Consider the following 17,623-nt stretch of genomic DNA (forward strand, 5'->3'; position numbering starts at 1 on the left):
TCCACAGCTTATCGTGCCGACCGCACCCTACGGTGCCCCCGCTGGCGGCGGGCCAACAGGCAGTGCGGCCAGCCCCGTACGGGCTCGGGCCTGCTCCGACGGGTCGTCGATCGCGCGGGCCGTGTCCAGCGCCAACTCGAAGGTCGTTCGCGCCTCGGCCACCCGCCCGGCCCCGGCCAGGGCCGCACCCCGGCCGTTCAGGGCGCACGTCTGCCCGTAGCGTTCGCCCAGGTCACCGAAGATGGCGATGGCCTGGTCGTACGACTCCAGCGCCTCGGCGAACAGGCCCAGCCCGGTGTCCGCGTCGCCGAGGTTGGTCAAGGCCGTCGCCTCCCCGCCGCGGTGGTTCAGGTCGCGGAAGAGCGCCAGCGCCCGCCGGTGCTGCGAAGCCGCGTCGGACGGCCGGCCCAGCCGCAGGTAGACGTCGCCCAGGTTGGTCAGCGTGTTGGCCTCGCCGACCCGGTCGCCGATCTCGACGAACTGGTCCAGCGCCTGCGCGTGGTGCGCCGCCGACGCCTCCTGGTCGCCCAGCCCGTTGTAGACCACGCCCAGGTTGCCCAGCGTGCGGGCCTGTCCGCGGTTGTCGCCGAGCCGGCGGAACAGGGCCAGGCCTTCGTCGAGCAGCCCCAGCGCCTCGGGCAGCCGGCCCAGTTGCCAGTGCACCACGGCCAGGTTGACCAGCGCGTTCGCCTCGCCCGCGAAGTCGCCGACCCGCGCCGCCGCGTGCCGGGCCTCGCTGTGCACGGCGATCGCGTCGGCCGGGTAGCCGCCGTTGTCGAGGAACGTGTAGAGCGTCGCGGCCAGGCGCACCGCATGTGATTCCCAGCCGTGCCGCGCCGCGTACAGGCAGATCGCCACCAACGTCGCGCGTTCGGTGTCCAACCAGTGCAGGGCCGTCTTGGCATCAGAAAGATCAGGTCTCCGTACGCCGTGATCCTCGAGCAGTGGACGACGGTGCTTCTCGGCCGGGTGCAGGGCATCCATCGCGGCCCCGGATGCGTACAGGTAATGGTCGAAAAGCCTGGTCAGAGCGGCCCGGCGGTCGGCCGGTCGTTCCTCGTCGGCGGCTCGTTCGGCCGCATACTGCCGCACCAGGTCGTGCAGCACGAACCGGCCCGGCACCGGCTGCTGGATCAGGTGCTCGGCGGCCAGCCGGCGCAGGTGTTCCTCGGTCTCGTCGAGTTCGGCGTCGAGCAGGGCGGCCGCCGCGTACGCGTCCAGGTCTTGCCCGGGGTGCCCGGCCAGCCGCCGCAGCAGGATCCGGCGGCTTTCGGGCAGCCGCTGGTCGGAGAGGTGCAGGGCCAGTTGCACGCCGTCGTCGAGGCGATGGTTGCGGTGCCGCTCGTCGAGCCGGTCGGCATGATCGGCCACCGACCATCCGGGTGTCGCCGCCATCTGCCCGGCGACCACGGTCAGCGCCAGCGGCAGGTAGCCGCAGCGCTCGGCGACCCGTTCGACCGCCGCCGAGTCGGTGTCGGTTCCGGCCGCGTCGGCCAGCAGCGCCGACGCCTCCTCGGCCGAGAACACGTCGAGGTCGATGCGGGTCGCGTGGTCGAGCCCGCCCAGGTCGCTGCGCGAGGTGACCAGCGTCAGCGCGTCCGGCGTCAGCAGCGGGCGCACCTGTTCCTCGTCGACCGCGTTGTCCAGCACCACGACCGCCTGCCGACCGGCCACCTGCTCGCGGAACAGCTCGGACCGCGCACTCAGATCGTGCGGGATCTGCCGGGCCGGGACGCCGAGCGCGCGGAGGAATCCGTCCAGCACCGCCCCGGGTTCGGCCGGCGGCTGGCTCTCGTCCGGATGGAAACCCCGGAGATCAACAAACAAAGTCGTTTCCCGCGTACGCCGGTGCCCCGCCCGAACCGCAAGCTGCGTCTTCCCGACTCCGGCCATCCCGGTGATCACGCAGACGCCGGCCGCCCGTTCGAGCGAGGCGAGCTGGGGTTCGCGGCCGACGAACGAGGACGCGTCGCTGGGTAGACCGGCCAAAACCCGTACGGTAGCCGCTGCTTGTCGCTCGGCCAACGTGATCCGGATGGCCTGCCGCCAGCGGGCGAGGTAGGCCTCGTCGTCGTGGAGGGACGCCACCACCGCGATCACCAGTTCGGCGTTGATCCGGCGGCGACCGTCGCGGAAACAGTCGACCACGGTGCCCCGGCCCGCCGCCGTGTTCGCGGCGTTGACCCGCCTCGTGATCGTGTCGTACGACGGATCGCCGGCCCACGACTTGAGGGCGCGCAGGGCGGCGGCCAGTTCGTCGAGGCTCCGGCAACCGGTCGGATCGGGCAAATGCGGATCACGTGGCTCGTCCATCAGCGCGAACGATAGCAATCGATGTTCGGGATCGTTCGGGATTTCTCAGCCCGCGGGCCGCACCTGATAGGCCGAAGAGATGCCGACGCTATTCGCGCTTTTCGCCGCTTTCCACCACTGGATCCTCTAGAGCCACGTTGTCCTCGGGTGCTGGTGGCACGTCAACCTCGGGCGTGCCCACCGGCGGCACGAACGCGTCCACCCATCGGGCCAGCTCACGGAACACCTCGACGCGTACCTCTTTGCCGGAAAGCATCAGGTCGTGCATCCCGCCGTCGAACCGCGCGATCGTCACCCGGGGTCCGAGGCGCGGCGCCCACCGCACGATGTGTTCGACGTCGAGCACCGAATCGGTGACGCGCAGATCCTCGTGCCAGGCGCGGCCCTTGAACGTACGGGTGGAACACGCGACCATCACCGGGACGTCGATGCCCAGCCCGGCCCGCAACCGCTGCTGACCACGGCGGATCGCCTCGAGCCAGCCGGTCGTGACCGGGAACCCGAGCACCGGTTTCCAGGCCAGGTCATAGGTCCATTCGCCGTGGTGGTCGGTGTGCAGGCTCTGCCCGTACAGGCCGAGCGAGGCCATCGGGACGATGCGGTACGGCGTCCGGCGGGTGGCCGCGATGGTGGCCGCCATCAGCGGGCGTTTCACCAGCCAGGGCACGTTGAAGTCGAAGAACGGGCTGTTCAGGAACAGCCCGTCGACCAGGCCCTGCCCCTGGCGCGCGTGCGCCCACAACGACGTGATCAGCCCGCCGGTGGAATGACCGGCGACCAGCAGCTGATCGTGGCCGTCCTGCTCGCGGATGATGCGCGCCGACTCGTCCAGTTCGGGGAAGTAGTCGGTCAGGCTGCGCGCGAAGTTCGGCGTCTGGTGCGGGAGCAGGCTGCGCCCGTACTTGCGCAGGTCGAGCGCGTAGAAATCCCAGCCCCGCTCGACGAAGAAGTCGGCCAGGTGGGTCTGGAAGAAGTAGTCGACGAACCCGTGGACGTACAGCACCGCCCGCCGGGAGGGCGTGGCGGCCCGCCGCCGTACCAGCGTGGCCACCACCGCGCCCTCGTCGTCACTACCCAGGTCGATGGTGTGCCGCTCATAGGGCGGTCCCAGGACGTCGATCTCCACGTGCCCAGGCTACCGGCCGGTACGCACCGGCGCGCCCTATCAGATCCCGCGCCCGGAGCGACGTTTTCCACAATCGTCCCGCTGTCCACAGCCTCCGCCCGGCGCCGGCCTGCCGCTCGCCGGAACCCGCGATGCTTCCGGCCTCACCGCAACTCCACCTGGAGGTCACAAGTGTTCGACACCACCCTCGTCGTCGTGGGTAACGTGCTGGCCGCCCCCGAATGGCGGCGTCTGGAGAGCTCCGGCTCGTTCGTCGCCAACTTCCGGATCGCGTCCACCGCGCGCCGCTTCGACCGCGAGAACAACAGCTGGATCGACGGCAACAGCCTGCGCGTCCGCGTGAGCGCATGGCGGCGCCTGGCCGAGGGCGTCATCTCGTCCATCGCCGTCGGCGACCCCGTGATCGTCTACGGCCGCCTCTTCACCCGCGACTGGAAGGACGACCAGGGCAACAACCGCATCTCGTACGAGATGGAGGCGTACTCGATCGGCCACGACCTCGCCCGCGGCCGGTCCCGCTTCGCCCGCAACACCCCGATCACCGCGATCGACGACGCCGCCGACGACCGCGTCCTCGGCGGCGAGCCGCTCCTGCCCGTCCCGGCCGAGGAGGCCCCGGTCAGCTTTGGCGACGGCGTGCCCACAGAGGACGCGCCCGACTTCGCCGAGGTGGAAGCGGCCGTCCCGACCGAGCAGTCCGACGAGGAGATCGCCCTCGAGGTCGAGCGCCTGACCGAGGAGGAATCCGCCACCCCGACCCGGCGCCGGCGCACCCGCAAGGAGCCGGTCGCAGCCTGACCGGCAGTGCCCGGCCGGCCTCACACCGGCCGGGCACCCACTCACGCTCAGAGGTCCGCGTGATCGACCCACTCGATCGTCGCGAGCAGATCGCCGCGCGGAACGACGAACGCCGCCTCGATCAACGCCGCCTCCCGAGCAGCCTCGACGACATGGGGCCAGGGCAGGCCGACGTCCAGGGTCTGGTCGAGCCTCTCGTGGTTCTGCCAGTAAAAGCTCCCATCGGCAGCCGTCCACAACTGGAAATACAGCACCGCTTGATCATGGTCAGCCAGGTCATTGACGACTTCCGTCAGGTGCGCCGCCGACCAGGCGAAATCCCAGCTGCCGGCCGGCACCAGCAGGGAGGCCGCCAAGGGCGGCAACACGTCTTGTCGAGCGCCGAGCACCGTCAAGGCCCGACGGAGGGCAACGGCTTCCGTGAAGTCGAGTTCGTCCCCGCCGGCCCGCTGGCGCCGGTATGCCGCTCGCAGAGCCGGCACCGCCTCCGGCACACCCAGCTGGGCAACAGCACCGGCCGCCCATTCGCGCACGGTCGCGGCCTCGCTGTCGAGCAGACCGATCAGGCTGGGCCCAGCGGCGAGATCGCCGAAATGCTCGAACACCTCGATCGCGGACAACTGGCCGAAGTAGTCCAGCGACCGCACAGCGACCGTCAAGGGCAGCACAACCTCGCCGCCGATCGACATCAGCTCGCCCTTGGCATCCTCGGCGATCTCCGTCGACTCGTGGTCCAGCAGCCCGATGAGCCGCGCGATCTCGTCCGACGCGAGGTCCAGTCTGTCCCATTTGGCCAACCACCTACAGCAAGATTCAGACATGTCTCACGCGACATCAACGGTGCCCGGACGATGACGCTGAGGCGGTGAGTGAGCTGCGCCTGATTAGCGAGGCCAGCACTAATCGTTTCGAAAAACCAGGCCTTTATCTCCGTCGCATTACTCGGCTACCATCCGTTCATGGTGGACGTGGTAGCGCTCGACACAAGCGCGAACCTGGCCGACTGGATCAGCGCAATTGGTCAAGCGGCAGGCGCTGTCGGCACTGTCGCGGCGGTGGTGGTGGCACTTTTCCTTCCCGGATGGCAACGGGCCAAAATACGACCGATAGTGACTCTCGAATTCGATCGGACGTCGGCGGACATCGCCGTTTACGACAGCTCCCCCTGGGCCAGCGTCTGGATAAGGCTGCGAGCTACCAACCGGCCGGGGCGAGAGACGGCCAGGAAAGTTCGTGTGATCGTCTCCAAGGTGGAGGCCGAAGGCGGGTCCGTGCTGCCGGACAACACACTTGCCCTGCGTGAACTCTCCTGGTCGGAGGTCAGGACGGGAGAGCTGGATCTTCCGGCTGGGATGCAGCGTCGAATTGACGTCGCTCATGTTGAGAAGAAGCGAGCGGCAAAGAGGAATCTGGTCACTCCTTGGCCAGATCTTGGCATGGGTCTGGCCAGTTGGCCCCAGCGCTATGACGGGCGCGATTATCTGGGCGAGGGGGCGTTTCGCATCCAACTGACTGTCGCCGGCGAAAATTTGGATGCCTCGGAATGGGAGATACGCATTTCCTTCAAGAAGGCCGGCCTGTCCAACCGGTCATCGCTGGCGCGAATCCGGGACGCCGTAGATGTGTCTGATCCTGTGCTTGTATCCACCGAGACTTCGCTACGTCGCCGCCGATGGCTCGCGGCCGGCTGACCCGACGCTTATCCGAGGCGGCGGATACGGCCTCCTGACCGGATCGATCCGCCGTAAAGGTGTACGCGCTTGTCGACGTCGTGGTCCGGCTCGCCCCGGACGAACCGGTCGGCCTCGACCCGGCCGTTGCTGACGTGCACCGACCAGGTCTCGTAGTACCAACTCGGATCGCAGCAGCACGCCGCGAATCGGAGGCGGAAGTTGGCTCGATATCGGCCCACCTCACCGGGCTCGAGCGTGAACAGGCGAGCCGGCCCGCTGTCCGCCGGGTAGGCCGCCCGACCCGGTAGCCGATCCACCTTCAGAGTCGACCCTTCGCTCATGAACCACAGACCGACATCCCGACCTCGCTCGACGCCGCCGTACGACACCTCCTCGTGCCGGGCATAGCCGGTGGCTTCGTCAGCGAGCACGTCATGAACCGCGACCTCGGATCCCGGCAGCAGGGCGGGCAGGTCTACCGGGCTGTCCAGGCCGCGCCGGGCATTCGCCTGCAGCGCACCACGGGACGCCGCACTCCACCGCACGCGCACCCGCTGAATCGTGATCACGACTCACCATGACCTGCCGACGGCCCGGCCCGCCAGCCATATTGCCGAAGCGAGGCGCGTCAGCCGGAGATCAGGCTCAGCACCATGCCGATGACACATCGCGGTGGCCAGGAAGACCCGACCAGGTCAAACCCTGGAGGGCCGCGGGAACAAGGTGACCAGGTGAGCGGCCGCGTCGCGATCACCGGTGACCGAAGCCGGGTCCAGCGGCCACCCGCCGAAGATCACGGACCGCCAGGTCGTCGCCGTGGTGGTGATGGTGACGTCAGGATCGGGCATTTCGCCGCGGGTGATGGTCAGCTCGGGACCCGCCACCACCACCTGCAGATGGTCGGCGTCCACATTGAGCTGTGCCCGGATCTCGGTCGAGGCACCCACGAAGGTCGTCCGCATGGCCAGTGCCAGCGCATCAACGCTCAGTTCCTCGGAGGAAGCCGTCGGCTCGCGGCTGCCCCACGCCGACAGCGCCACCAGGGCCGGCGAAAGATCCTGGCCGCGCGCCGTCAGCTCGTAGACCTGCGAGGCGACCGGCGGGCCGAGTCGGCGCCGCCGCAGCACCCCGGCCTGTTCGAGCTCGGCCAGCCGGGACGTGAGCATGCTCTGGCTGGCGCCGGGCAGGCCGCGCCGCAGGTCGGTGAACCTTTTCGGCCCGAGCAGCAACTCCCGCACGATCAGCAACGCCCACCGTTCCCCCACCACGTTGAGGGCGCGGGCCAGCCCGCAAGGGTCGTCATACGTTCGCGGCATGGTCCCGATCCTAGGGGTTGCTTTATCGCACCGGCTAGTGCGAAATTAGAACCATGACATTGCCGCAAGGATCGACCGCGCTGCTCGACCACTCGACCGCCACCGATCTGCTCGCTTCGACCGAGCTGGCCCGCCTGGCCTACAACGCCCCCGACGGCACCCCGCGTGTCCTGCCGATGCTCTTCACCTGGACCGGCGACGAGCTGGTCATGGCCACGTTCCAGGGCGCCGCCAAGATCGGAGCGCTGCGCGCGAACCCGGCCGTGGCCGTCACGATCGACCGGCCGGGGCCGCCGCCCGAGGTGCTGCTGCTGCGCGGCCGGGTGACCGTCACCGATGCCGAAGGGCTGGTTCCCGAGTACGCCGCCGCCCACCACCGCTACTACGGACCCGAACAGGGTGCAGCCAACGTGGCCGGCCTCGACCGTCCGGGCGTTCGCATGGCCCGGATCGCCCTGCGACCGGACTGGGTCGGTGTGCTCGACTTCCAGACCCGTCTCCCCGGGGCGGGTGCACAGTGACCACCTACGTTCTCGTTCCCGGAGCCGGCGGACAGGCCTGGTACTGGCACCGCGTCGTACCCGAACTGGAGCGCCGCGGTCACGAGGTCATCGCCGTGGAACTGCCCACCGGTGACGAAACGGCCGGGCTTTCCGCGTACGCGGAAACGATCGTCACCGCCGCCACCGGTCGAGGTCCGGTCACGCTCGTCGCCCAGTCGATGGCCGGCTTCTCGGCCCCACTGACCGTAGGACGGTTGCCGGTCGACGAGATCGTGCTGGTCAACGCCATGGTCCCGGCCCCCGGCGAGACGGCCGGCGACTGGTGGGACAACACCGGCCAGCCGGCCGCCCGTCGCGATGCCGAGGCCGCCGCCGGACGCGATCCGAACGCCGAGTTCGACCTGCTCGAGGGCTTCTTCCACGACGTACCGGCCGAGGTGACGGCGGCGGCGATGGCGGCCGAGCCGGACCAGGCCGACAAGCCGTTCGGCGATCCGTGGCCGCTCGACGCCTGGCCCGACGTGCCGACCCGGGCCGTCGTCAGCCGCGGTGATCGCCTGTTCCCGCCCGACTTCCAGCGCCGTGTCCTGGCCGATCGCCTGAAGATCGAACCGACCGTCATCACCGGCGGTCATCTGGTCGCGTTGAGCTACCCGCAGGAGTTGGCCGCCGCGATCTCAGACAGTTAGCACGATGCGCCCGAAGACCTCGCCGGCGTCCATTCGACGGTGCGCCTCGGCGGCGTCGGCCAGCGGCAGCACGTCATGCACCACAGCCTTCAGCTCGCCGCGGGCCGCAGATTCAAGCTGCGTTTCCCGTACGCCGTTTCGCGCACCCACAGGCACAGAGTCCAGGCTGAACGTGGCGAACGAGCGGGACCGCTGATAGGCGCGGAAGAGTGCCATCCCAAAATCGTCGGGCGGGAAGCCCCCGACCACGCCGGCCGACACCAGGCGGCCGTTGCCGGCGAGTCGGTCCAGAAAGGACGGCAGCCCCGGCCCGCCCACGATGTCGAGCACGACGTCGAACTCGAGCGAGGCGTCGCCGCCGGAACGGTCGAGCACGGTGGTGGCGCCCAGCGACTGGAGGCGCGAACCGCGTTCGGGCGACGACGTGGTGACGGCAATCGTCCGCGGTGCGAGGGCAGCGAGCTGGACCGCCATGATGCCGATGCTGCCGGCCGCTCCCCGGATCAACAGCGACTCGCCCTCGGCCAGCCGGGCGTGGGCCAGCGCGAAGTGCGCCACCGGCCCCGAGCTGCCGAGCGTCACCGCATCGACCGGCGATAGCCCCTCCGGCAGCGCGGTGATGTCTTCGAGCCGGGCAACCGCGTGCGTGGCATAGGCGCCGCCGACACCGGTGAACGCCCACACGCTGCGCCCGACCCAGGACGCGTCGACCCCGTCGCCCACCGCCTCGACCCGCCCGGCCACCTCGCTGCCGGGGATCAGACCCTCGCGGAAGCCGTAACTGCCCAGGGTCCCGCGGCGGATCACCGCGTCGACCCCGCCGACTCCGATCGTCTCCACCGCGATCAGCAGCTGGCCGGGCGCCGCGGACGGCCGGGGCGCGTCGATCACCACCAGGCCGCTGGGGTCGCCGAACTTCTCGATATGCACCGCTTTCATGGCCCGAACGTAACGGACGCCCCCGTCCACTTGGCTAAAGTGAGACATCATGACCGCTCCACTGCCCCAGTTGCGTTCCGACGCGAGAGACAATCGCGATCGGGTGCTCGAGGCGGCCCGCGTCCTGTTCTCGGAGCGCGGCCTCGAGGTGCCGATGCGCGAGATCGCCCGCCGGGCCGAGGTCGGGCCGGCCACGCTCTACCGCCGCTTCCCGACCAAGCAGGCGCTGGTCGACGCGGCGTTCACCGACGAGCTGCGGGCCTGCAGCGCGATCGTGCGGGACGGGTGCGCCGACCCGGATCCGTGGCGCGGGCTGTGCGCCGTGATCACCGGCATCACCGAGCTCAACGCGCAGAACCAGGGCTTCGTCGACGCCTTCATGTCGTCCCACCCCGACGCGGCCGACTTCGCCGAGCACCGCCAGGGCATGCTGCGCTCCCTCGACGGCCTGTGCCGCCGCGCCAAAGAGGCCGGCGACCTCCGCGCCGACTTCGTGATCGACGACCTGGTCCTCGTGCTGATGGCCGGGCGCGGCCTGCAGTCGGCCCGGCCGGCCACCCGGGTCAAGGCCGCGAGACGATTCGCCGAGCTGACCATCGACGCGTTCCGCGCCAGACCGACCGGCTAGAAGCGCCGGGAAAGACGAGCGGTGTCCCTCTTCCCTCCGAACGAAGATCTGCCCACCGACGAGGCACGGCAGTGGCGATTCTTCATCCCCGCCGGGACGTAACGGGAACGCGGGCCCTGCTGCTCACCGCCCACCACGCGATGAGCAGCAGGGTCACCACCTCGACCAGGCCCAGCAGCCGCTCGACCCCGCCCAGCGGAATGGCCCGCCACCACCGCACCCCGGTCCACGGCTCGGACACCAGAGCCCACAGGATCGGGGTCAGGCAGAGCAGCGACACCACGCCGCCCAGCGCGACCAGCCGTCCGGCCGGCGAGGAGGAACGGCGAGCCGCCAGCAGAGCCGCGACCGGCAGGCTGAGGAACGCGACCACGCTGGCCACCCGGTGAATGTCGCCGCTCATCGACGGCCCGGCCGCCCAGTTGTGCTTCTCGAACCACACCACACCGACCAGACCCACCGCCCACAGCAGCAGCGCCGCCGCCGCACCGCCCCGCACGACCCCGGCCCGCCGCGCCGCCAGCAGCACCGCGACCGACCCCGCGGCCAGCAGCAGCGTCGCCGCGTCGAACCACCAGCCGTTCTCGACCAACGCGTACTGGCTGATGGTCCGGCGCGCCCAGTCGAGCTCGGCCGAAGGCGACACGAGGTGCAGCAGGCCGTAGAAGGTCAGCGCCGCGAGGACGCACACGACACCCAGGCCGGCCAGAACAATCACCATCCCGCCAAGCCTGCCAGCGAGCCCCGAAAGAAACCCGAAATCACGCCACCAGAGCGGCCGCGGCGGGCCCGAGAGCCCCGATCACGCCGCCAGCGCCTCGGTAGGGGCGAGCCGCGCCGCCCGTACGGCCGGATAAAGACCCGCCACACCCCCGATGACCAGAGTCGCCCCGACCCCACCGGCGAGCGCCCACAACGGCACCACGGTCGGCCACTTCTGGGTAACCGCGTACAACCCGGTGACCAGATAGCCCAGCAACACCCCCGCCGCCCCACCGAGCAGCGACAACAACAGCGACTCGGCGACGAACTGGATCCGGATCTGCCCCCGGGTGGCTCCCAGGGACCGGCGCAACCCGATCTCGGCCCGTCGTTCCAGCACCGAGATGACCATCGTGTTGGCCACCCCGATCCCGCCGACCAGCAGGGCCACCGCGCCCAGCCCGAGCAGCAGGGCGGTGAACGCGGCGTTCGTGGCCTGCCGGGCGGCCAGCGCGTCCGAGGGCTTGGACACCTTCACCTCATCGGGGCTCGAAGGGTTGGCCGTGCGAGCCAGCACTCCCCGTACGGCCTCGACGAAGGCATCCGCCGATCGCGTGTAGACGGTCGTCGGGTGGCCGTCGAAGCCGAGGTACGAGGTGGCCGCGTCCCAGCCGACCAGCACCGACTGGTCGAGCTCGGGCGCGAGGGGCACCGGCGCGAGCACCCCGCTGACGGTCCACCAGCGTCCGGCGATGTAGACCGACGGCACGTTCCCGAGGCGGCGGGCCGCGGTCGCCCCGAGTACGACCGTCGGATATTTCGGGACGAGCCACGTGCCCCGCGCGAGCGTGCCGCCGACCGTACCGAGCAGGTCGGACCGGGCCGCCAGCAACGCGAGCCCACCGGTTTCGCCCGCCGGGATGCGGTCGGTGCGGTAGACGCTGGTAGAAGGCACCAGACCGGTGGCCGTGGCCGACTGCACCGGCCCGATCCGTTTGATCATCGGCACCGACGTGTCGGGCAGCGTCGCCTCCTTCCCGAACATCGTCTGCCCGGGCGTCACGGTCAGCAGGTTGGTGCCGAGCGCGGCCAGTTCGCGGTCGAGGTCGGCCCGGCTCGACGACGAGATGCCGACAACGGCGGTCATGGCGGCGATGCCGATCGCGATGCCCAGGGCCGAAAGCACCGCGCGCATCGGCCGCGCATGGAGGCCGTACGCCGCCAGATTCACCAGATCGCGGAAACCCAGGCGGTTCATGTCAGACCACCCGCCCGTCGTGCATGGGCACCTGCCGGGGCAGGGCGGCGGCGATCTCGCGGTCGTGGGTGATGATCAGGACAGTCGTCCCCGAGGAATGCAGCGACAGCAGCAGCTCGACCACCCCGGCCCCGGAGACCGAGTCGAGATTGCCGGTCGGCTCATCGGCCAGCAGCACGGCCGGATCACCGGCGACCGCCCGCGCGATGGCCACCCGCTGCCGCTCGCCGCCGGAGAGCTGATGCGGACGGTGGTCGAGCCGATCACCGAGTCCGACCCGCACCAGGGCCGCTTCGGCTCGCCACTCGCGCTCCTTACGGCGTACGCCGGAATAAAGCAGCCCGTCCGCCACATTGGCGAGGGCGGTCCGGCCCGGTGCGAGATGGAACTGCTGGAACACGAAGCCGATCCGGGTCGCGCGCAGCCCCGACAGCTGCCGATCGGTCAGGGTCGCCACGTCGTGCCCGTCGATCCGCACCGTCCCCTGGGTGGGCCGGTCGAGCGTGCCGATCAGATGCAGCATGGTCGACTTGCCCGAGCCGGAAGGACCGACAATCGCCACCAGTTCCCCGTACGCGACGGTCAGGTCGACCGACCGCACAGCCGTGACCCCGCCCGGGTAGGCCTTCGTGACCCCGGCCAGTTCGATGACGGCGTTCACGACGGCATCCCCACCTTCTGGCCCGCCGTGATGCCGCCGCCCGACACCTCGACCCGGCTGTCGGCGAACAGTCCGGTCTTCACCCCGACGATCCGGGTGCTGCCGCCGGCCTCGACGACCTCCAGTCCGTACCCACCCTCGGCCAGCGCCAGCAGCGCGGACACCGGCACGGTCAGCACCCCTTCGCGCTGCGAGGCGACGAAGTCGACGGTCACCGCCGCCTCGTCCAGGCCGGTCGGCGTCCTGGTGAAGGCGATGGTCACCTCCAGCGACGTGGTGTCGTCCTCCTCGCCCTGACCAGGGGTGACGACCGTCTCGACCGCCGTGATCCGGCCCTTCCCCGTACTGCCGTCGGGCAGGGTCACGTCGACCGTCGCCCCCTTGCGGGCCAGTCGCTGGTCGTCGACGTCGAGGTCGACCGTGGCCACCAGCGTCGTGCCGGTCGTCCGGAACAGGTCGGCGCCGGGTTGCACGACCGCGCCGAGCTCAGCGCTCAGCGAGTCGACGCGGACCTTTCCTTTCGCGTACGCGATCTGCCCGCTCTCGATCCGCCCGGTCTGCCGTCGTCCGAGGTCGTCCTGCCACTGCTTCACGGCCGAGGCGGTGGCCGACGTGAACTCGTCGTCCACAGTAAACCCGGTGTAGCCGAGCGCCCGCAGGTTCTGCTCGAACTGGCGGACATCCGCCCCCTCGACCCCGGGACGCAGCGTTCGGTAGGCGGGCAAGGACCCGTACAGGAGGGAAACGGGTTTGTTGTCGAGTCGATAGAGCGGCTTACCGCGGGTGATGACCGCACCGCCGGCGGGCAGCCAGGTGACCGTGCCGGAACCACGCGCGGTGACCGTGCTGGTGTCGCCGTGACCGAGCGTGCCGTCATGCGACTCGTGATCGACCAGCGTCTCCTTGGTGATCTCGGCCGTCTCGGCCGGCCCGCTGCGCGTCGTGTTGTCGCCGCTCTCGGCCGGGGGCAGGTTGATCACGGCCACCGCCGCCGCGACCGCCCCGGCGGTCAGCACTCCGGCGACCACGGCCGTCGTCCGCCGGCGCGTCATGCCGTCCCCGCCTGGGTCCCGGCCTGGCCCGGCCCGTCCGGAAGGAACTGCCGGCACTTCTCGTCGGCCTTGTCAAACGTCGGGTCACCCGGACCGGCCGGGCCTTTCCCGTCCTTGCCGCGGTCGATCCGGATCGAGCCGTCGGGCTGCGGATCGGGGAAGTCGGGCACCCCGTTCTCGCGCATGCACTTGGCCATCTTGCGGGCCGCCTCGAGCATCGCCGGGTCGGCCCGATCGCCGTTGGTCATGTCCGGCGCGAACTCCTGGCACGCCTCCTGCGCGGCCTGGAACTTGTCCGGGTCCATCCCCTTCGGTGACCGGATGGTCTGCCGTCCGCTCGGATCCGGATCGGGGAACCACGTCATGCCATGGGCCCGCATGCACTGCGCGTATTTGAGTGGCGCGTCCTCGTCACGCGTGGTGGCGGACGCGCTCGGCGCCGCCGTCGATCCGCTCTGCGCGGTCGCCACTCCCGGGTCGGCCGGGTCGCCCCCGCATCCCGACGCCAGGGCCAGAAACAAGGCCACTACGACGATCTTTCCCGTACGCATCTCCGCCTCCCTCGGGCGGCCACGGCGGTCGCCCCGGGTCCGGAGTCTTGTGCGCAACCGGTTTCCCGGCCGTCACGAAAAAACGTGACGCTCAGGTGACGCCGCGGCGCGGTTTCGCTGGCGCGGGAAAACGTGACGCTCAGATGACGCCGCGGCGCGGTTTCGCTGTCGCGGGAAAACGTGACGCCCAGGTGACGCCGTTGCGCGGCAGGATGGGTGGATGCGGATCCTGGTGGTCGAGGACGAGCCGCTGCTCGCCGACACGGTGGCGCAAGGTTTGCGGCACGAGGCACACGCGGTCGACGTGGTCTACGACGGCGCCGCCGCCCTGGAACGGGTCGGCGTCAACGACTACGACGTCGTGGTGCTCGACCGTGACCTGCCCAGCGTGCACGGCGACGACGTGTGCCGGGCGCTGGTCGAACGCGAGGCCGACACCCGGGTGCTGATGCTGACCGCCGCGGCCGGCGTCGACGACCGGGTGACCGGGCTGTCGCTGGGCGCCGACGACTACCTGCCCAAGCCGTTCGCCTTCCGCGAGCTGAGCGCCCGGGTGGCCGCGCTGGGCCGCCGATCCCGTCCGGCCGCGCCGCCGGTGCTGCGCCGCGCGGGCATCAGCCTCGACCCGCACCGGCGCGAGGTGTACCGCGACGGTCGCTACGTCCCGTTGTCCCGTAAGGAGTTCGCCGTGCTGGCCGAGCTGCTGCGAGCGGACGGCACGGCGGTGTCGGCCGAGACCCTGCTCGAGAAGGCGTGGGACGAAAATGCCGATCCGTTCACCCACGCAGTACGGATGACGATCCTGAAATTGCGGCGGAAGCTCGGCGATCCGCCGGTCGTGCTCACCGAACCGGGAGTGGGGTATCGGATCCCATGAGACTCACCGTGCGGGGCCGGCTCACCCTCGTCTACGGCGGCCTGTTCGTGCTGGCCGGCCTCGTGCTGCTCGGCGCCACCGCGGTGCTGGTGTCGCAGCGGCTGCCGATGGTGCTGGCCCGCTCCGACGTCGTGGCCGGCCCCGGGCCCGGGGGCGGAACCGTCCAGACGCAGCAGTTCATCGAGTCGAGCCGCGACGAGACCATGAGCACCCTGCTCTCCCAGGGCGCGGTCGTGCTGATCCTGGTCGGCGCGGCCACGATCGCGCTCGGCTGGCTGGTCGCCGGCCGCATGCTCCAGCCGTTGCAGCAGATCACCGCGACCGCCCGCCGCATCGCCGAGGCGCCCGACGCCGACCGTGGCCTGCACGAGCGGATCGCGCTGACCGGTCCTCCGGACGAGATCAAGGAGCTGGCCGACACGTTCGACGTCATGCTGGCCCGGCTCGACCACTCCTTCGACAGTCAGCGCCGGTTCATCGCCAGCGCCTCGCACGAGTTGCGTACCCCGCTCACCCTCAACCGCACGCTGCTCGAGGTGGCCCTGGCCCACGAGGCGGCGACCGAGCAGGTGCGGCAACTGGGTTCGACCCTGCTCGCCATCAACGACCGCCACGGCCGGCTGATCGACGGTCTGTTGCTGCTGGCCCAGTCCGAGCGTCCGGTGGTCGAGCGGTCCTATGTCGACCTGGCCGACATCGTCGACCACGTCGCGGTCTCGGACAGCGTCAAGGTGCTGACCGAACCCGAGGAGGCCACGGTTCTCGGCAATCCGGTGCTGCTCGAGCGTCTGGTGCAGAATCTGGTCGAGAACGGCGTACGGCACAACGTCGGAGAGAACGGCTGGGTCCGGGTCCGCACCGGCACCCGCCTCGACGGCTGGGTCGTGCTCGAGGTCAGCAACTCGGGCCCGGTGATCCCCCGCTACGACGTGCCCGGCCTGTTCGAGCCGTTCCACCGTTACGGCGCCGAGCGACTGCACTCCCCCGGCGCCGGCCTCGGCCTGTCCATCGTGCGGGCGGTGGCCCGGGCCCACGGCGGCGACGCCCGGGCCGACGCCCGCGACGAGGGCGGCCTGATCGTGACGGTCACCCTGCCCCGCGCCCTGTGACATCCTGTGGCGCATGGCGAAGCTGCGCGTGCACAACCTCGCGACCTCCCTCGACGGCTACGCGGCCGGCCCCGGCCAGACCCGGCAGGATCCGCTGGGGGCCAACGGCGAACGGCTGCACGACTTCTTCTGGAAGACCCGCTTCGGCTCCGGTGACGACGAGGGCAGCGTGGGCCTCGACAACGACGTGCTCGAGGCCGCCGTCGACAACATCGGCGCGAGCATCATGGGCCGCAACATGTTCGGCCCGGTCCGCGGCCCCTGGCCCGACGACTCGTGGACCGGCTGGTGGGGCGACGAGCCGCCCTACCGCCACGACGTCTTCGTGCTGACCCACCACCCGCGTGAGCCGGTCGCCATGAAGGGTGGCACCACGTTCCACTTCGTCACCGACGGCATCGAGGCCGCCCTGGCCCTGGCGTTCGAAGCCGCCGACGGCCGGGACGTACGCCTCAACGGTGGTGCCGCCACGGTCCGCGCCTATCTGCGGGCCGGGCTCGTCGACGAGATGCACGTCCCGGTGGTCCCGCTGCTGCTGCGCGGCGGCGAGCGCCTGCTCGACGACGAGGTTCTGGCCGGCTACTCACTCGACCGTTTCGCCGCCTCCGCTGAGGCCGCCCACTACTGGTACGTACGCACGCGTCCTTGATCCGACGGCCCTTTCGGCCGGTCCCTGCCACCCTGCTGAGATGTTCACTTCTCCGACACGCGTCCCCGGCACCGCCGGGCAGGACGCGGAACCGCCCCAGGTGGTGCGGACCGGCAACGACGTCTTCCTGCTGTGGCACGAGTTCCCGGACGCGGCCGCCACCCAGCCCGACATCTTCCTCGCCCGCAGCGGCAACGGCGGATCCTCGTTCCGCCCGCGGATCAACCTGAGCAACAGCCCGGCCGCGTTCTCGGCCGACGAGGACATCGCGGTGGCCCGGGTCGGCAACGCGACCCGCGTCTACGTGGTGTGGATCGAGGACACGGCCGTGCTGTTCCGCCGGGACAAGACCAACGACGGCACCTACTCCAACGCCCTCCGGCTCAACGACACGCTCGGCGTCAACTCCCCGTCGCGGGTGCGGGTGGTGGCCTCGGGCGACAACGTCTTCGTGGTGTGGCAGGCCGAGCACCCGCAGCCGGGCGACAACACCGACATCTTCTACGCGCGCAGCACCGACGCGGGCGACTCCTTCAAGGACAAGAAGAACCTGAGCACCAACGCCGGCGTCTCCGAGTTCCCCGACCTGACCGTCCTGGCCGACAACCGGGTCCTGGTGACGTGGCGGGACAGCACCACCGGCGACTTCGAGATCTTCTTCACCCGCGGTAGCTAGGGGCGGCGGCTTTAGAGGCCGCCTACGAACTCGACCAGCAGGCAACCTCGCGCGATCCCGCGCGCTCGGCGCTAGCCATGCCTAGATCAACTAACCTGATCCC

Annotated in this window: 20 protein-coding genes; 9 read left to right on the top strand and 11 right to left on the bottom strand. The window is 70.4% G+C overall.

Annotated features, from left to right (window positions below; translation table 11 throughout):
• Positions 1-27: 27 nt before the first annotated feature.
• Positions 28-2,313: a tetratricopeptide repeat protein gene (locus KOI35_RS38930; protein WP_215794203.1), complete on the bottom strand. Its 2,286-nt coding sequence runs from the start codon at positions 2,311-2,313 to the stop codon at positions 28-30.
• An 88-nt stretch (positions 2,314-2,401) separates the two neighbouring features.
• On the bottom strand, positions 2,402-3,439 hold the full coding sequence (locus KOI35_RS38935; protein ID WP_215794206.1) for an alpha/beta hydrolase: 1,038 nt from the start codon (positions 3,437-3,439) through the stop codon (positions 2,402-2,404).
• A gap of 171 nt (positions 3,440-3,610) precedes the next feature.
• Between KOI35_RS38935 and KOI35_RS38940 the strand changes: the two genes are divergently transcribed.
• Positions 3,611-4,237, top strand: coding sequence for a single-stranded DNA-binding protein (locus KOI35_RS38940; protein WP_215794208.1), 627 nt, complete (start codon positions 3,611-3,613; stop codon positions 4,235-4,237).
• 47 nt (positions 4,238-4,284) lie between these two features.
• Here KOI35_RS38940 and KOI35_RS38945 read toward each other — a convergent pair whose 3' ends face one another.
• Positions 4,285-5,034 (bottom strand): HEAT repeat domain-containing protein, encoded by a 750-nt coding sequence (locus KOI35_RS38945; RefSeq protein WP_246614502.1) that lies wholly within the window; start codon positions 5,032-5,034, stop codon positions 4,285-4,287.
• Between the two features lie 162 nt (positions 5,035-5,196).
• On the opposite strand from KOI35_RS38945, the gene KOI35_RS38950 reads away from it, so the two are divergent.
• Positions 5,197-5,928, top strand: coding sequence for a hypothetical protein (locus tag KOI35_RS38950; protein ID WP_215794212.1), 732 nt, complete (start codon positions 5,197-5,199; stop codon positions 5,926-5,928).
• 8 nt (positions 5,929-5,936) lie between these two features.
• Here the strand turns inward: KOI35_RS38950 and KOI35_RS38955 are convergent, their stop codons facing one another.
• On the bottom strand, positions 5,937-6,479 hold the full coding sequence (locus KOI35_RS38955; protein ID WP_308121346.1) for a hypothetical protein: 543 nt from the start codon (positions 6,477-6,479) through the stop codon (positions 5,937-5,939).
• 126 nt (positions 6,480-6,605) lie between these two features.
• Complete coding sequence (locus KOI35_RS38960) at positions 6,606-7,226, bottom strand: winged helix-turn-helix transcriptional regulator (protein WP_215794214.1); 621 nt, start codon at positions 7,224-7,226, stop codon at positions 6,606-6,608.
• 53 nt (positions 7,227-7,279) lie between these two features.
• On the opposite strand from KOI35_RS38960, the gene KOI35_RS38965 reads away from it, so the two are divergent.
• Together KOI35_RS38965 and KOI35_RS38970 are read left to right on the top strand one after the other, a co-directional pair.
• Positions 7,280-7,747: a pyridoxamine 5'-phosphate oxidase family protein gene (locus KOI35_RS38965; RefSeq protein ID WP_215794216.1), complete on the top strand. Its 468-nt coding sequence runs from the start codon at positions 7,280-7,282 to the stop codon at positions 7,745-7,747.
• Positions 7,744-8,418: an alpha/beta fold hydrolase gene (locus KOI35_RS38970; protein ID WP_215794218.1), complete on the top strand. Its 675-nt coding sequence runs from the start codon at positions 7,744-7,746 to the stop codon at positions 8,416-8,418. The genes KOI35_RS38965 and KOI35_RS38970 overlap by 4 nt, the downstream gene beginning before the upstream one ends.
• On the opposite strand, the gene KOI35_RS38975 is transcribed toward KOI35_RS38970, so the two are convergent.
• A complete protein-coding gene (locus tag KOI35_RS38975) occupies positions 8,407-9,357 on the bottom strand; it encodes a zinc-binding dehydrogenase (RefSeq protein ID WP_215794220.1) in 951 nt (316 codons plus the stop codon). The genes KOI35_RS38970 and KOI35_RS38975 overlap by 12 nt on opposite strands.
• A gap of 49 nt (positions 9,358-9,406) precedes the next feature.
• Between KOI35_RS38975 and KOI35_RS38980 the strand changes: the two genes are divergently transcribed.
• Positions 9,407-9,985 (top strand): TetR/AcrR family transcriptional regulator, encoded by a 579-nt coding sequence (locus KOI35_RS38980; RefSeq protein ID WP_246614503.1) that lies wholly within the window; start codon positions 9,407-9,409, stop codon positions 9,983-9,985.
• An 82-nt stretch (positions 9,986-10,067) separates the two neighbouring features.
• Here the strand turns inward: KOI35_RS38980 and KOI35_RS38985 are convergent, their stop codons facing one another.
• From KOI35_RS38985 to KOI35_RS39005, 5 genes are all read right to left on the bottom strand, one after another.
• Positions 10,068-10,706, bottom strand: a complete 639-nt coding sequence (locus KOI35_RS38985; protein ID WP_215794223.1) for a DUF998 domain-containing protein — start codon at positions 10,704-10,706, stop codon at positions 10,068-10,070.
• Between the two features lie 81 nt (positions 10,707-10,787).
• The gene (locus KOI35_RS38990) at positions 10,788-11,945 is read right to left on the bottom strand and encodes an ABC transporter permease (RefSeq protein ID WP_215794225.1); all 1,158 of its coding nucleotides are present in this window, start codon (positions 11,943-11,945) and stop codon (positions 10,788-10,790) included.
• Position 11,946: 1 nt separating this feature from the next.
• Positions 11,947-12,606, bottom strand: coding sequence for an ABC transporter ATP-binding protein (locus tag KOI35_RS38995; protein WP_215794227.1), 660 nt, complete (start codon positions 12,604-12,606; stop codon positions 11,947-11,949).
• Complete coding sequence (locus KOI35_RS39000; protein WP_215794229.1) at positions 12,603-13,658, bottom strand: efflux RND transporter periplasmic adaptor subunit; 1,056 nt, start codon at positions 13,656-13,658, stop codon at positions 12,603-12,605. Before KOI35_RS39000 ends, KOI35_RS38995 begins: the two co-directional genes overlap by 4 nt.
• Positions 13,655-14,209 (bottom strand): hypothetical protein, encoded by a 555-nt coding sequence (locus KOI35_RS39005; protein WP_215794231.1) that lies wholly within the window; start codon positions 14,207-14,209, stop codon positions 13,655-13,657. Before KOI35_RS39005 ends, KOI35_RS39000 begins: the two co-directional genes overlap by 4 nt.
• A 220-nt stretch (positions 14,210-14,429) precedes the next feature.
• On the opposite strand from KOI35_RS39005, the gene KOI35_RS39010 reads away from it, so the two are divergent.
• Genes KOI35_RS39010 through KOI35_RS39025 form a run of 4 tightly spaced genes read left to right on the top strand, consistent with a single transcriptional unit; the run spans position 14,430 to position 17,520 of the window.
• Positions 14,430-15,086 (top strand): response regulator transcription factor, encoded by a 657-nt coding sequence (locus tag KOI35_RS39010; RefSeq protein WP_215794233.1) that lies wholly within the window; start codon positions 14,430-14,432, stop codon positions 15,084-15,086.
• The gene (locus KOI35_RS39015) at positions 15,083-16,195 is read left to right on the top strand and encodes a sensor histidine kinase (protein ID WP_215794236.1); all 1,113 of its coding nucleotides are present in this window, start codon (positions 15,083-15,085) and stop codon (positions 16,193-16,195) included. The genes KOI35_RS39010 and KOI35_RS39015 overlap by 4 nt, the downstream gene beginning before the upstream one ends.
• 13 nt (positions 16,196-16,208) lie before the next feature.
• Positions 16,209-16,844 carry a dihydrofolate reductase family protein gene (locus tag KOI35_RS39020; RefSeq protein ID WP_215794238.1) on the top strand — a complete coding sequence of 212 codons (636 nt, stop codon included), beginning with the start codon at positions 16,209-16,211 and terminating at the stop codon, positions 16,842-16,844.
• Positions 16,845-16,884: 40 nt separating this feature from the next.
• Positions 16,885-17,520, top strand: coding sequence for a hypothetical protein (locus KOI35_RS39025; RefSeq protein WP_215794240.1), 636 nt, complete (start codon positions 16,885-16,887; stop codon positions 17,518-17,520).
• The last annotated feature ends 103 nt before the right edge of the window (positions 17,521-17,623 follow it).

The sequence above is a fragment of the Paractinoplanes bogorensis genome, from assembly GCF_018829635.1.
Taxonomy (GTDB): Bacteria; Actinomycetota; Actinomycetes; order Mycobacteriales; family Micromonosporaceae; genus Actinoplanes; species Actinoplanes bogorensis.